The sequence below is a fragment of the Pseudomonas sp. B16(2017) genome (genome assembly GCF_002113205.1).
GTDB classification, from domain to species: Bacteria; Pseudomonadota; Gammaproteobacteria; order Pseudomonadales; family Pseudomonadaceae; genus Aquipseudomonas; species Aquipseudomonas pharyngis.
On the sequence record NZ_NEKA01000003.1, the window covers coordinates 306,127 to 319,903 of the forward strand.

The 13,777-nt window shown below is 61.7% G+C and carries 12 protein-coding genes; 8 read left to right on the forward strand and 4 right to left on the reverse strand.

Going from position 1 to position 13,777, the window contains the following annotated elements; genetic code table 11:
- Positions 1-20 precede the first annotated feature (20 nt).
- The 4 genes from CAG25_RS06695 to CAG25_RS06710 all read right to left on the reverse strand — a co-directional run bounded on the left by CAG25_RS06695 (position 21) and on the right by CAG25_RS06710 (position 3,974).
- A complete protein-coding gene (locus CAG25_RS06695) occupies positions 21-869 on the reverse strand; it encodes a cache domain-containing protein (protein WP_085610846.1) in 849 nt (282 codons plus the stop codon).
- A 124-nt stretch (positions 870-993) separates the two neighbouring features.
- Complete coding sequence (locus CAG25_RS06700) at positions 994-1,869, reverse strand: ATPase (RefSeq protein WP_085610847.1); 876 nt, start codon at positions 1,867-1,869, stop codon at positions 994-996.
- 116 nt (positions 1,870-1,985) lie between these two features.
- A complete protein-coding gene (locus tag CAG25_RS06705) occupies positions 1,986-2,978 on the reverse strand; it encodes an NAD(P)-dependent oxidoreductase (RefSeq protein ID WP_039765898.1) in 993 nt (330 codons plus the stop codon).
- 108 nt (positions 2,979-3,086) lie between these two features.
- Positions 3,087-3,974 carry a LysR family transcriptional regulator ArgP gene (locus CAG25_RS06710; protein ID WP_085610848.1) on the reverse strand — a complete coding sequence of 296 codons (888 nt, stop codon included), beginning with the start codon at positions 3,972-3,974 and terminating at the stop codon, positions 3,087-3,089.
- A 96-nt stretch (positions 3,975-4,070) separates the two neighbouring features.
- Between CAG25_RS06710 and CAG25_RS06715 the strand changes: the two genes are divergently transcribed.
- From CAG25_RS06715 to CAG25_RS06750, 8 genes are all read left to right on the forward strand, one after another.
- Positions 4,071-4,472: an ACT domain-containing protein gene (locus tag CAG25_RS06715; RefSeq protein WP_085610849.1), complete on the forward strand. Its 402-nt coding sequence runs from the start codon at positions 4,071-4,073 to the stop codon at positions 4,470-4,472.
- 5 nt (positions 4,473-4,477) lie between these two features.
- On the forward strand, positions 4,478-5,080 hold the full coding sequence (locus CAG25_RS06720; RefSeq protein WP_085610850.1) for a LysE/ArgO family amino acid transporter: 603 nt from the start codon (positions 4,478-4,480) through the stop codon (positions 5,078-5,080).
- A 176-nt stretch (positions 5,081-5,256) separates the two neighbouring features.
- Positions 5,257-5,853, forward strand: a complete 597-nt coding sequence (locus tag CAG25_RS06725; protein ID WP_003227660.1) for a superoxide dismutase — start codon at positions 5,257-5,259, stop codon at positions 5,851-5,853.
- A 354-nt stretch (positions 5,854-6,207) separates the two neighbouring features.
- Positions 6,208-8,259, forward strand: coding sequence for a bifunctional diguanylate cyclase/phosphodiesterase (locus CAG25_RS06730; protein ID WP_039765890.1), 2,052 nt, complete (start codon positions 6,208-6,210; stop codon positions 8,257-8,259).
- A gap of 194 nt (positions 8,260-8,453) precedes the next feature.
- A complete protein-coding gene (locus tag CAG25_RS06735; RefSeq protein WP_085610851.1) occupies positions 8,454-9,800 on the forward strand; it encodes an imelysin family protein in 1,347 nt (448 codons plus the stop codon).
- A gap of 287 nt (positions 9,801-10,087) precedes the next feature.
- On the forward strand, positions 10,088-11,515 hold the full coding sequence (locus CAG25_RS06740; protein ID WP_085610852.1) for a di-heme oxidoredictase family protein: 1,428 nt from the start codon (positions 10,088-10,090) through the stop codon (positions 11,513-11,515).
- 26 nt (positions 11,516-11,541) lie between these two features.
- Entirely contained in the window at positions 11,542-12,606 is a 1,065-nt protein-coding gene (locus CAG25_RS06745) for an imelysin family protein (RefSeq protein WP_085610853.1), read from the forward strand.
- Positions 12,607-12,620: 14 nt separating this feature from the next.
- Entirely contained in the window at positions 12,621-13,721 is a 1,101-nt protein-coding gene (locus CAG25_RS06750) for a DUF1513 domain-containing protein (protein WP_085610854.1), read from the forward strand.
- The last annotated feature ends 56 nt before the right edge of the window (positions 13,722-13,777 follow it).

The window sequence follows — 13,777 nt, forward strand, 5'->3', positions numbered from 1 at the left end:
GGCATGGGAGCTTTCAGCAATCAAGCACTGTAATAACCGACCGCCACCAGCATGTTCCCGACCTTTTTCAGGTAGGCATGCTTGTTCTCGACCTTGCCGGTCACCGGATTTTTCCAGCGGTACTCGTACTCGCCCTCATCCTGCTTGCCGATCAGCGCCAGAATCGGTTCGCCCACCGGTTTGCCCTCCGGGTCGTCGACCTTTGCGAAGTCGGTGTTGATCAGCCGCAGGTTGGTGCCATGGGCAACGTAGCGGTGGTTGTCGAGATTGACCACGAACACATAGAGGTCGTCCTGCAGGTAACCGCCCCTGAGTGAGTTGATCGCGGACAGCGTGCCCTTCTCATCCCTGGTCAGGTCAGTGGCTGCCTTTTCGAGCAACGCTTTCGCCTGCTCCGCCGACGCGCGCGGAAGGTAATAACCCACCGCCAGAATCCGCTGACCGATGCGTTGATAGTAAACGTGCTTGCGCTCGACCTTGCCGTCGGACCAGTTCTGCCAGCGGTATTCGGCCTGCTGGATGCCGTTGCCTTCCGGCACTTTCAAGGCGTCCTTGAAGGACTTCTGCAAGTCCGGCCCGAGCACTTCACTCACGTCGCGACCGATCAATGCCGACGACGGCCCGCCGCTGGCGAGCATCACGCCCTTGGTATCGACCACGAACACATAGCGGTCCTTGTCGACGAATTCGCCCTGACGGCTGAACGCCGCAAACGCCTTGTCGCCGTTGTCGTGGTAATAGGCCAGAGCCTTTTCCAGCAAGGCGATGGCGGCCTTGCTGTCGTCTTTTTCCGTGGTGGCCGCGTTGGCCTGACCGAAACTCAACAGCAGCACCGCGCCGAGCCAGGCCAGCTTGTGCACAAACCCCATGACGCATCCCCCGTTCTTGTTGGTGTTTCAAGAGCGTAGACGGCCTGAAGGCATGTATGGATATTCAGAAGGCTTCTGAATGTTGCTGTGGCGAGGGTGTTCATTCCCTCGCCACACAAGAGGCTTACGGACGGGCGTTGAGTTGCTGTTGCAGGTTCTGGATCTGCGCTTGCAGGGTGTTGATGTTGCGGGTCATCTGCGCGCGGAACGCGTCGAACTCGGCAGTGTTGGTGCCACCCTGCGCAGCAGCCGGACGGTTGTCCTGCTCGCTCTTGAGGATGACGATTTCCTGCTCCAGACGGTCGATGGCGGCGTTTGAGCCACCCTGTTTTTTCAGAGCCGTGATGTCGGCACCGAGACTTTTGAACTGCGCATCGAAGCCCTTCACCTGTGCATCGAAGCTCTTGAGCTGGGCATCGAGCTTGCTGGTGTCGGCCGGCGTGCTTTTCAACGTTGCCAGTTCGGCGCTCAGGGCTTTGACCTGGGCTTGCAACTGGGTGTTGGCGTTCTGCTGTTCGGTGGTCTGGGCGGTCATCTGCGCCAGGCGCTTGTCCAGATCCGTCGCCTGCCCGGCCACGCCCTGCTGCTGTTTGCTCTGATCCTGAAGGGCGCTTTGCAGCTGTTTGATCTGCAGTTTCAGGGCTTCGCTGTCGGTGGTGACGTTGGTCTGGCTGGCCACGACCTTGCCGGAAATGTCCTGCAGACGCCCCGCCGCTTCCTCACTGATGCGCGCGAAACTTTCCTGGGTCGCCACCAGTTGCTGCTCCATCAGCGAAATCTGCTGGAAGCTCCACCAGGCCAGACCAATGAATGCGAAGAACAGCGCGCCAACCAGTGCCCATAACGGCCCGGTGCTGGCGGCCTTGACCTTGACCACGGGTGGCGTGCGCGAATGCACGGTGGTGCGGGCGGTGACCGGAAAATCGTCGTCATCGAGGGTATCGGCGCGCAGGCTCGGTACATCGTCGAAATCGTCGTGGGCATCGTTACGCATGGACATTGAGGCAACCTTTGTGAAACGCGGTGATGGCAGATTGGCGCGAAGTATAAACCCCGCGGCCGCTGGGGTTGACCCTCAAGCCGTGGCGCGGTTCAGTGCCGGCCGGCAGATTCGTATCAACGAATGTCCTGAGCCTTCCACCAGCCACAGAACTCATCGAGGGCCGTCCACAGACTGACTTTCGGATCGTAGTCCAGATAATGCCGGGCGCGACTGATGTCGAGGGTGAAATTTTTGTTCATCACCTGCATGCCCAGGCGCGACAGGGTCGGCTCGGGACGCCCGGGCCAGAGCTTGCACACACCTTCGTTGAGCGCCGCCACGCTGTAGGCCAGGCCGTAGGAACGATACTTGGTGACCTGTGGGACTTCCATCTTGCGCATCACGTAATTGACCACATCCCACAGCGGCACCGGAGCGCCGTTGCTGATGTTGTAGGCCTTGCCCAGCGCGGAGGCGTCGGCCAGCAGGCTGCTGAGCAACGCTTCGTTGAGGTTGTGCACGCTGGTGAAATCGACCTTGTTCAGACCGTTGCCGATGATTGCCAGACGGCCCTTGCGCTGCATGTTCAGCAAGCGCGGGAAGATGCTCATGTCGCCGGCGCCGGTGACGAAGCGCGGTCGCAGGGCGAGGGTTTCGAGGCCGAATTCCTGAGCGCCGAAGACCTTTTGCTCGGCCAGGTATTTGGTCGCCGCATAGTGATGCTTGAAGCGCTTGGGCACTTGCTCTTCGGTCAGCCCGAGGTGGTCGCGACCGTCAAAGTAGATCGAGGGCGACGACAGATGCACCAGCCGCCGAACCCGTTGCTTCAGGCAGGCCTCGACCACGTTTTCGGTGACTTGCACATTGCCCTGATGGAAGTCCTGATAGCGGCCCCACAGGCCAACCGCGCCGGCGCAATGCACCACGGCTTCGACGTCATTGCACAATTCCCGCACCAGATCCGGATCGCTCAGATCGCCTTGAACGAACTCGGCACCGCGACGCACCAGATGCTCGACACCCTCGGCCCGGCGACCGTTGACCCGCACGTCCAGGCCCTGCTCCAGGGCGAAACGCGCAAAGCGTCCGCCAATGAAGCCGCTTGCGCCGGTGACCAGAATTTTCATGTAGAGCTCCAACAAAACCAGCTGCAAGCTTCGAGCTTCGAGCTGCAAGGTAAAAACAGTACGCAAGCGCTTTACTTGGCGCTTGCAGCTTGACGCTCGTAGCTGCTTTCAGGCCACCAGCCATTGCGCCGACGAGCGCACCAATTGCTCGGTCAACAGCCCGAGCAACTGACCGCCATTGCGCCAATGATGCCAGTACAAGGGCACGTCGATCGGTTTATCTGGCAACAGTTCGCGCAGCACGCCGCGCTCCAGTTGCTCGCGGACCTGCAATTCCGGCACCAGGCCCCAGCCGAGCCCGGCTTCGGTCAGGCGGAGGAAACCTTCGGACGACGGGCACAGGTGATGTTCGAAACCGCCATCGACGCCGAGGGACGCGAGGTATCGATGCTGGAGAAAATCGTCAGGGCCGAACACCAGCGCCGGGGTGCGCGGTAATTGTTCGGCCCGCACGCCGTCGGGGAAATGCCGCTCGATGAACGCCGGGCTGGCCAGCGCTCGATAGCGCATCGCCCCGAGCAACACGCTGCGTGCCCCCGCCACCGGCCGCTCGCTGGCGCACAGGCAACCGGCCACTTCACCGGCGCGCATGCGTTTCAGGCCGACGGTCTGGTCTTCGACGATCAGATCGAGCAATAGATGTTGTTCGGCGCAGAAGTCGCCCACCGCCTCGGCCCACCAGGTGGCGAGACTGTCGGCATTCAGGGCGATACGCAGGCGCTCCGGCAGGCCCTCTTCGTCCAGCGCAGGCACCAGCGTCTGCAAATCCCGTTCGAGCAGGCGCACCTGCTGCACATGGTTGAGCAGGCGCCGGCCAATTTCGGTAGGCGACGGCGGCGTGCCACGCACCAGAACCGGCTGGCCGACCCGCGCTTCCAGCAATTTGATCCGCTGGGAGATCGCCGATTGCGAAAGGCCCAGCACCTGCGCCGCCCGTTCGAATCCGGCCTGCTCGACCACGGCGGCCAGAGCGGAAAGCAATTTGTAGTCGAACATCAGTTTTCCTAATGAGCGATCAGCACTATTGGTTTTTCTTATACAACGTCAACCGGGAGAATAGCCAGCAAGCACTCTTTATCAAGGATCACCCCCATGGCTGGCGAAACCTCGTTGACCACCCTGCTGCGCAGCATGAGCCCGCAGCTCAATGCCGGCGAATTCGTGTTCTGCACCTTGTCCGACGGCGAGTTGCCGAGCGGCCTGGAAGTCGTAGGCAGTTTCCGTGAACAGGAAGGCCTGACGGTGATTCTCGAACGCTCCCACGCCGAGCGCGCCGGGTTCAGCTTCGACTATGTCGCGGCGTGGATCACGCTGAACGTGCATTCGGCACTGGAAGCCGTCGGCCTGACCGCCGCCTTCGCCACCGCACTGGGCAAGGCCGGCATCAGCTGCAACGTGATTGCCGGCTATTACCACGATCATCTGTTCGTCGGTCAGGCCGACGCCGAACGTGCCATGCAAGTGCTGCGCGACCTCGCAGCCAACGCGGAGTAATCGTCATGTGGCAAAGCTATACCAACGGTTTGCTGGTGGCGTTCGGGCTGATCATGGCGATCGGCACGCAAAATGCCTTTGTCCTGGCCCAGAGCCTGCGGCGTGAGCATCACCTGCCGGTCGCCGCGCTGTGCGTCGCCTGTGATGCGCTGCTGGTGGCGGCGGGTGTGTTCGGTCTGGCCACGGTGCTGGCGCAGAACCCGACATTGCTGGCGGTCGCCCGCTGGGGCGGCGCGGTGTTCCTGATCTGGTACGGCAGCCAGGCGTTGCGCAGGGCGTTTTCGAAACAGAGCCTGCAACAGGGTGAAAACCAGACCGTGCGTTCGCTGCGCGCGGTGATGCTAAGCGCACTGGCGGTGACCCTGCTCAACCCGCACGTCTATCTCGACACCGTCTTGCTGATCGGTTCTCTCGGCGCACAACAGTCGGTGCCCGGCGCCTATGTCGTGGGCGCGGCGAGTGCTTCGCTGCTGTGGTTTTTCACCCTCGCCCTCGGTGCAGCATGGCTGGCACCGTGGCTGGCACGGCCGAGTACGTGGCGGATTCTCGATCTGTTGGTGGCGGTAATGATGTTCACCGTGGCAGGGCAATTGATATTGGCTTCATGATTTATTCCAAACAGCTCTGGAACCTCTATCCCACACAGTTGTTGCGTGGTTAAGCCGCCCCCCCGGTGCTATGATCCGAACCCTGCGCCGCAAAGAGTAAAAACTCGCCGGTGCATTTCTGGCCGCCCGTGATCGGCCTTGCGCTCACCGCAACAGACCTGATTAGGAGAATCATCATGGCTTTCGAATTGCCGCCGCTGCCTTACGCACACGATGCCCTGCAGCCGCACATTTCCAAGGAAACCCTGGAATTCCACCACGACAAGCACCACAACACCTACGTCGTGAACCTGAACAACCTGGTGCCAGGCACCGAGTTCGAAGGCAAGACCCTGGAAGAAATCGTCAAGACTTCCTCGGGCGGCATCTTCAACAACGCCGCTCAGGTCTGGAACCACACCTTCTACTGGAACTGCCTGGCGCCAAACGCTGGCGGTCAACCAACCGGCGCACTGGCTGAAGCCATCAACGCGGCTTTCGGTTCGTTCGACAAGTTCAAGGAAGAGTTCAGCAAAACCTCGATCGGCACCTTCGGTTCCGGCTGGGGCTGGCTGGTGAAAAAGGCTGACGGTTCCCTGGCCCTGGCCAGCACCATCGGCGCCGGCAACCCGCTGACCAGCGGCGACACCCCGCTGCTGACCTGCGACGTCTGGGAACACGCTTACTACATCGACTACCGTAACCTGCGTCCTAAGTACGTCGAGGCGTTCTGGAACCTGGTCAACTGGAAGTTCGTGGCCGAGCAGTTCGAAGGCAAGACCTTCACCGCTTAAGCTGCACGCCAGACAAAAACCCGGCTTTGCCGGGTTTTTTTATACCTGCGGAAATAATCGTGAGTGCGTTGCATCACAAACAAGGCTTTTTCCCACACCTGAAGCAGCCCTTCTCGCCTTGCTCCCAAGCCACGGCGAACTAACATCAAAAGAGGAAAAATTGTCCGACGTCCCTCAAGTTGGAGACCGAAACTACCGACACAGTACAACCAGGGCAAATACTCCAGACAGCAGCATATCGGCCAAGGCCACGGACAAATTTTCCGCGGCTCGATTGTCCCTTTGACTGCCAACACGGGATTGCCAATACTCATGGCAACTTGACGCTACCCGCACGGAACAAGGAATAACCCTTTGAAGCTGGAACTCAAGAACAGCTTGTCGGTGAAGTTGCTCCGGGTCGTGCTCCTGTCGGCATTGATCGTCGGCGTGGTCTTGAGCTGCGCGCAGATCGTGTTCGATGCCTATAAAACACGCCAGGCCGTCGCCGGCGATGCCGAACGCATCCTCGACATGTTCCGCGATCCCTCCACCCAGGCGGTCTACAGCCTGGACCGGGAGATGGGCATGCAGGTGATCGAAGGCCTGTTCCAGGACGACGCCGTGCGTCAGGCATCCATCGGCCATCCCAACGAAGCGATGCTCGCGCAAAAGTCGCGTGAGCTGCAGCAATCCAACAGCCGCTGGCTGACCGACCTGATCCTCGGCCAGGAACGCACGTTCACCACCCAACTGGTGGGGCGCGGGCCGTACAGCGAATATTACGGCGACCTGAGCATCACTCTCGACACGGCCACCTACGGTCAGGGTTTCATTGTCAGTTCGGTGATCATCTTCATTTCCGGCGTGTTGCGCGCCCTGGCCATGGGCCTGGTGCTGTATCTGGTCTATCACTGGCTGCTGACCAAACCGCTGTCGCGGATCATCGAGCACCTCACCGAGATCAACCCGGACCGCCCCAGCGAACACAAGATTCCGCAGCTCAAGGGTCACGAAAAAAACGAACTGGGGATCTGGATCAATACCGCCAACCAGCTACTCGAATCCATCGAACGCAATACCCACCTGCGCCATGAAGCGGAAAACAGCCTGCTGCGCATGGCCCAATACGATTTCCTCACCGGCCTGCCGAATCGCCAGCAATTGCAGCAGCAGCTGGACAAGATTCTAGTGGATGCCGGCAAGCTGCAACGGCGGGTCGCCGTCCTTTGCGTAGGTCTGGACGATTTCAAAGGCATCAACGAACAATTCAGCTACCAGACCGGTGACCAGTTGCTGCTGGCCCTGGCTGACCGGCTTCGTGCCCACAGCGGTCGCCTTGGCGCCCTCGCCCGTCTTGGCGGCGACCAGTTCGCGCTGGTGCAGGCCGATATCGAGCAACCCTACGAAGCGGCGGAACTGGCGCAAAGTATCCTTGATGACCTGGAAGCCCCGTTCGCCCTTGATCATCAGGAGATCCGCCTGCGCGCGACCATCGGCATCACCTTGTTCCCGGAAGACGGCGACAGCACCGAGAAGCTGCTGCAGAAAGCCGAGCAGACCATGACCCTGGCCAAGACCCGCTCGCGCAACCGCTATCAGTTCTACATCGCGAGCGTCGACAGCGAGATGCGCCGCCGTCGCGAACTGGAAAAAGACCTGCGCGACGCCTTGCTGCGCGATCAGTTCTACCTCGTCTATCAGCCGCAGATCAGCTACCGCGATCATCGCGTAGTCGGGGTCGAGGCATTGATCCGCTGGCAGCATCCGGAACACGGCCTGGTGCCGCCGGACCTGTTCATCCCGCTGGCGGAACAGAACGGCACCATCATCGCCATCGGCGAATGGGTGCTGGATCAGGCCTGCAAGCAACTGCGCGACTGGCACGATCAGGGCTTCGTCGACCTGCGCATGGCGGTCAACCTGTCCACCGTGCAACTGCACCACGCCGAGCTGCCACGGGTCGTCAACAACCTGCTGCAGATGTACCGCCTGCCGCCACGCAGCCTGGAGCTGGAAGTCACCGAAACCGGCCTGATGGAAGACATCAGCACCGCCGCCCAGCACCTGCTGAGCCTGCGCCGCTCCGGCGCACTGATCGCTATCGACGACTTCGGCACCGGCTATTCCTCGCTGAGTTATCTCAAGAGTCTGCCGCTGGACAAGATCAAGATTGACAAGAGCTTCGTCCAGGACCTGCTGGATGACGACGATGATGCGACAATCGTTCGCGCCATCATCCAACTGGGCAAGAGCCTGGGCATGCAGGTGATCGCCGAGGGCGTGGAAACCGCCGAACAGGAAACCTACATCATTTCCGAAGGCTGCCACGAAGGTCAGGGCTACCACTACAGCAAACCGCTGCCGGCGCGCGAGTTGGGCATTTATCTCAAGCAGGCCCAGCGCAGCAACGCGGCCATCCTCTGAAACGTGCCTGCCAGGCCCGACGCAACCCGGGTTCTGCCGGGCATCAACCTCGCTGTTGATCCAGCGCAGACCCCGCGCAAATAAGAAATATTTCCAGCTACAACCCTTTACACATAATGCGAAAGATTTGCATTATGTCGCAGTTTTGCGCACCCCGCGCCTGTCCACTCAATCACCGAAGCAGGATGTTCGCCATGATTCGTACGCCTCTGGCTACCGCCAGTCTGCTGGCCATCGCTATTTCCCTCGCCGGTTGCGGCGAAGGTAAAGACAAAGAAAAGGCCGCCGCTCCTGCGCCGACTCCGGCTGCGAGCACCGCTGCACCGGCTGCGCCTGCTGCTGCCGGTAAAGTCGACGAGGCCGCCGGCAAAGCCGTTGTCTCGCACTACGCCGACATGGTCTTCGCCGTTTACAGCGATGCCGAATCCACCGCGAAAACCCTGCAAACCGCCGTCGACGCGTTCCTCGCCAAGCCGAACGCCGACACCCTGAAAGCCGCCAAGGCTGCCTGGGTCGCTGCCCGCGTTCCTTACCTGCAGAGCGAAGTGTTCCGCTTCGGCAACACCATCATCGACGACTGGGAAGGTCAGGTGAACGCCTGGCCTCTGGACGAAGGCCTGATCGACTACGTCGACAAATCCTACGAACACGCACTGGGCAACCCGGGCGCCACCGCCAACATCATCGCCAACACCGAAGTACAGGTCGGCGAAGACAAGGTCGACGTCAAGGACATCACCCCGGAAAAACTCGCCAGCCTGAACGAGCTGGGCGGTTCCGAAGCCAACGTTGCCACCGGCTACCACGCCATCGAATTCCTGCTCTGGGGCCAGGACCTGAACGGCACCGGCCCTGGCGCCGGCAACCGTCCGGCCTCGGACTACCTGGAAGGCAAAGGCGCCACCGGCGGTCACAACGAGCGTCGTCGTGCCTACCTGAAAGCCGTGACCCAACTGCTGGTCAGCGACCTGGAAGAAATGGTCGGCAACTGGAAGCCGAACGTGGCCGACAACTACCGCGCCACCCTGGAAGCCGAACCGGCTGAAAGCGGCCTGCGCAAGATGCTGTTCGGCATGGGCAGCCTGTCCCTGGGCGAGCTGGCCGGCGAGCGCATGAAAGTGTCCCTGGAAGCGAACTCCCCGGAAGACGAACAGGATTGCTTCAGCGACAACACCCACAACTCGCACTTCTACGATGCCAAGGGCATTCGTAACGTTTACCTGGGCGAGTACACCCGCGTCGACGGCACCAAACTGACCGGCGCCAGCCTGTCGTCGCTGGTGGCCAAGGTCGACCCGGCTGCCGACACCGCGCTGAAAGCCGATCTGGCCGCCACCGAAGCCAAGATCCAGGTCATGGTCGATCACGCCAACAAGGGTGAGCACTACGACCAGTTGATCGCAGCCGGCAACACGGCTGGTAACCAGATTGTTCGCGACGCCATCGCTTCGCTGGTCAAGCAGACCGGTTCGATCGAGGCCGCAGCCGGCAAGCTCGGCATCAGCGACCTGAACCCGGACAACGCTGATCACGAGTTCTGATCACAGCGTCCGCGTTAAAAAAGGCGACCTTCGGGTCGCCTTTTTCGTTTCCGCCATATACAAAACCTGTGGGAGCGCGCTTGCTCGCGAAAGCGTCCTGTCAGGCAACGCATCAGTGGCTGAACCAGCGCTTTCGCGAGCAAGCTCGCTCCCACAAGATTTGCACCCAGCCTTAAGATTTCTGAAACCCCTACCCTGCATCAAGCAAACGATAATTCCTCTTATTCAAACCCACTCGCCCTGTTAGACTTTGCGCCTTTAAATTCGCCCCTCTTGCAGGAAGTCTGATGCCCTCGCTGCCTCTTCGCTTGTCCGCACTGTTTCTGGCCCTGGGCCTGAGTGCCTGCGATGACGCCCCGCGTTTCACCAAGGCCGAGCCGGGTGAAGCCCGTTCCGGCGGCGCGGCGACCGTGCGCAAGAGCGATCAGAACGCGTTCTCCCTGCCGTCGGCCAACCTGCCGCCCTCGCGGCGGGTGGACTTCAGCGTCGGCAACAGCTTCTTCCGCAGCCCGTGGGTGATCGCGCCGTCGACCACCACCGCCCGCGACGGCCTCGGCCCGCTGTTCAATACCAACGCCTGCCAGAACTGCCACATCAAGGACGGCCGCGGCCATCCGCCGACGCCGGATGCGGCCAACGCGGTGTCGATGCTGGTGCGTTTGTCGATTCCCGATGCGCCGGCCTATGCCAAGGTCATCGAACAGGTGGGCGTAGTGCCCGAGCCGGTCTACGGCGGCCAGTTCCAGGACATGGCCGTCCCCGGTGTCGCGCCGGAAGGCAAGGTGCGGGTCGATTACACGCCGGTGCCGGTACGCTTCAAGGACGGCACCGAAGTCGAGTTGCGCAAACCGGTCCTGCAGATAACCCAGCTCGGCTATGGCCCGATGCACCCGGACACACGTTTCTCGGCCCGCGTTGCACCGCCGATGATCGGCCTGGGCCTGCTCGAAGCGATCCCGGAAGAAGCGATCCTCGCCAACGCCGCCGCGCAGGCCAAAGAGAACAACGGCATCAACGGCCGGCCCAACCGGGTCTGGGATGATGAGCAGCAAAAGACCGTCATGGGGCGATTTGGCTGGAAAGCCGGCCAACCAAACCTCAATCAACAAAATGTTCACGCGTTTTCGGGTGATATGGGCCTGACCACCAGCCTGAGACCATTTGATGACTGCACCGACGCGCAAACCGCCTGCAAACAGGCGCCGAACGGCAACGGCCCGGACGGCGAGCCGGAAGTCAGCGACAACATCCTGCGCCTGGTGCTGTTCTACAGCCGCAACCTCGCCGTTCCCGCGCGCCGTGGGGTCAACGATGCGCAGGTGCTGGCCGGCAAGAACCTGTTCTTCCAGGCAGGCTGCCAGGCCTGTCACACGCCGAAATACACCACCGCCGCCAATGCCGCCGAACCTGAACTGGCCCATCAAGTGATTCGCCCGTACAGCGATCTGCTGCTGCACGACATGGGCGAAGGCCTGGCGGACAACCGTACTGAATTCCAGGCCTCCGGCCGCGACTGGCGCACCCCGCCGCTGTGGGGCATCGGCCTGACGCAAACGGTCAGCGGCCACACCCAGTTTCTGCATGACGGCCGCGCCCGCAATCTGCTCGAAGCCGTGCTCTGGCATGGCGGCGAAGCGAAAGCGGCGCAGCAACAGGTTTTGTCTTTCAACGCCGAGCAGCGTGCCGCGCTGCTGGCGTTCTTGAACTCACTTTAAACACTTGAACGAATCGGGAGCCCGACATGTTCCGTCCCAAGCTGTTGTTCACCAGCCTTGCCGCACTGGCCCTCGGCGCGTGCTCGCCGCAGGATCCGCAAGCCGTCACCTCGGCGGCCATCGCCAAATCGGTGATCCTGCCGACCTACACCCGCTGGGTCGAAGCCGACAAGCAACTGGCCGTCAGCGCCCTCGCCTACTGCCAGGGCAAAGAGTCGCTGGACACCGCCCGTGCCGACTTCCTGCATGCGCAGAAAGCCTGGGCCGAGTTGCAACCGCTGCTGATCGGCCCGCTGGCCGAGGGCAACCGCTCGTGGCAGGTGCAATTCTGGCCGGACAAGAAAAACCTGGTCGGCCGTCAGGTCGAGCAACTGGTCAGCGCCCAGCCACAGATCGACGCCGCCGCCCTGGCCAAGTCCAGCGTCGTGGTTCAAGGCCTGTCCGCTTACGAGTACATCCTGTTCGACGCCAAGCCTGACGTCGCCAACGACGCGCAGAAAGCCAAATACTGCCCACTGCTGGTGGCCATCGGCGAGCGTCAGAAACAACTGGCCGAAGAGATCCTCAGCAGCTGGAACAACACCGACGGCATGCTCGCGCAGATGAGCAAATTCCCCAACCAGCGCTACGCCGACTCCCACGAAGCGATTGCCGATCTGCTGCGGGTTCAGGTCACCGCCCTCGACACCCTGAAGAAAAAACTCGGCACGCCGATGGGCCGCCAGAGCAAAGGCGTGCCTCAGCCATTCCAGGCTGACGCATGGCGCAGCCAGTCGTCCATGGAGTCGCTGGAAGCCAGCCTCGCGGCGGCCAAAACCGTCTGGGAAGGCGTCGACAACAAAGGCCTGCGCGGCTTGTTGCCGGCTGAGCAAAAGCCGTTGGCGGACAAGATCGATGCAGCCTATGCGGCGTCGCTCAAACTGTTCGGCAGTACTCAGCGCTCGCTGACCGAAATGCTCAACGATGACGCCGGTCGCCAGCAGCTCAACGACATTTACGACAGCCTCAACGTCGTCCACCGCCTGCACGAAGGCGAGCTGGCCAAGGCGCTGGGCATCCAACTGGGCTTCAACGCCAACGACGGTGACTGATGAGGGCACGTGCCATGCTGCGACGCCAGGCTCTGACTTTAGGTAGTTTGCTGCTGGGAGCAGTGACGCTGGGCGGCTGGACGCTGTTCAAACGCAAGGACCAAAGCCCGCTGCTGTTGTCGGCGCGGGACGACACCGACGGCAAGCATTACGCCGTCGGTTATCGACTGGACGGCACCCAGGTGTTCGCCACCGAAGTCGGCCAGCGTTGCCACGACATCATCAATCACCCGACGCTGTCGATCGCGCTGTTCGTCGCCCGCCGGCCGGGCACCGAGAGCTACCTGATCGACCTGCGCAACGGTGCATTGCTGCAAACCGTGACCTCGCAGCCGAACCGGCATTTCTACGGCCACGCGGTGATCCACCACAGCGGTGACTACCTGTACGCCACCGAAAACGACACCACCGATCCGGGCCGTGGCCTGCTCGGGGTGTACAGATTCGAAGGCGAACGGCTGGTGCACAGCGGCGAGCTTTCCACCCACGGTCTCGGCCCGCATCAGGTGTCGTGGATGCCCGACGGTGAAACCCTGGTGGTGGCCAACGGCGGGATCCGCACCGAGGCCGAAAGCCGGGTCGACATGAACCTCGACGCCATGGAGCCGAGCCTGGTGCTGATGCAACGGGACGGCACCCTGCTGAGCAAGGAAACCCTCGCCCAGCAGATGAACAGCGTGCGCCACCTGGGGATTGCCAGCGATGGCACCATCGTTGCCGGCCAGCAATTCATGGGGCCTTCCCACGAGCGTTCGGAGCTGCTGGCGATCAAACGTCCCGGCCAGCCATTCGTGGCGTTCCCGGTGCCGGAGCATCAGTTGCAGTCGATGGGGCATTACACCGCCAGCGTCGCCGTGCACAGCGACCTGCGGCTGGTGGCACTGACCGCACCGCGTGGCAACCGTTTCTTCATCTGGGACCTGGACAGCGGCGAAGTGCGCCTCGACGCGCCATTACCCGACTGCGCCGGTGTCGGTGCGGTGAAGGACGGGTTTGTCGTGACCTCCGGTCAGGGACGTTGCCGCTACTACGATTGCCGCCAGGATGATCTGCTCGCCAAACCGCTGGATTTGCCCGCAGGGCTCTGGGACAACCATCTTCATCTGATGGCCTGAAATTCGCCGCCGACCGCTCGGTCGGCGGCCCCGCTTTTCTCCACCTTCCTCCCTTA

Bases quoted from the DNA above. Each gene is read 5' to 3' on its own strand.
- CAG25_RS06695 (WP_085610846.1), bottom strand. From the start codon at position 869: ATGGGGTTTGTGCACAAGCTGGCCTGGCTCGGCGCGGTGCTGCTGTTG.
- CAG25_RS06700 (WP_085610847.1), bottom strand. From the start codon at position 1,869: ATGTCCATGCGTAACGATGCCCACGACGATTTCGACGATGTACCGAGC.
- CAG25_RS06705 (WP_039765898.1), bottom strand. From the start codon at position 2,978: ATGAAAATTCTGGTCACCGGCGCAAGCGGCTTCATTGGCGGACGCTTT.
- CAG25_RS06710 (WP_085610848.1), bottom strand. From the start codon at position 3,974: ATGTTCGACTACAAATTGCTTTCCGCTCTGGCCGCCGTGGTCGAGCAG.
- CAG25_RS06715 (WP_085610849.1), top strand. From the start codon at position 4,071: ATGGCTGGCGAAACCTCGTTGACCACCCTGCTGCGCAGCATGAGCCCG.
- CAG25_RS06720 (WP_085610850.1), top strand. From the start codon at position 4,478: ATGTGGCAAAGCTATACCAACGGTTTGCTGGTGGCGTTCGGGCTGATC.
- CAG25_RS06725 (WP_003227660.1), top strand. From the start codon at position 5,257: ATGGCTTTCGAATTGCCGCCGCTGCCTTACGCACACGATGCCCTGCAG.
- CAG25_RS06735 (WP_085610851.1), top strand. From the start codon at position 8,454: ATGATTCGTACGCCTCTGGCTACCGCCAGTCTGCTGGCCATCGCTATT.
- CAG25_RS06740 (WP_085610852.1), top strand. From the start codon at position 10,088: ATGCCCTCGCTGCCTCTTCGCTTGTCCGCACTGTTTCTGGCCCTGGGC.
- CAG25_RS06745 (WP_085610853.1), top strand. From the start codon at position 11,542: ATGTTCCGTCCCAAGCTGTTGTTCACCAGCCTTGCCGCACTGGCCCTC.
- CAG25_RS06750 (WP_085610854.1), top strand. From the start codon at position 12,621: ATGCTGCGACGCCAGGCTCTGACTTTAGGTAGTTTGCTGCTGGGAGCA.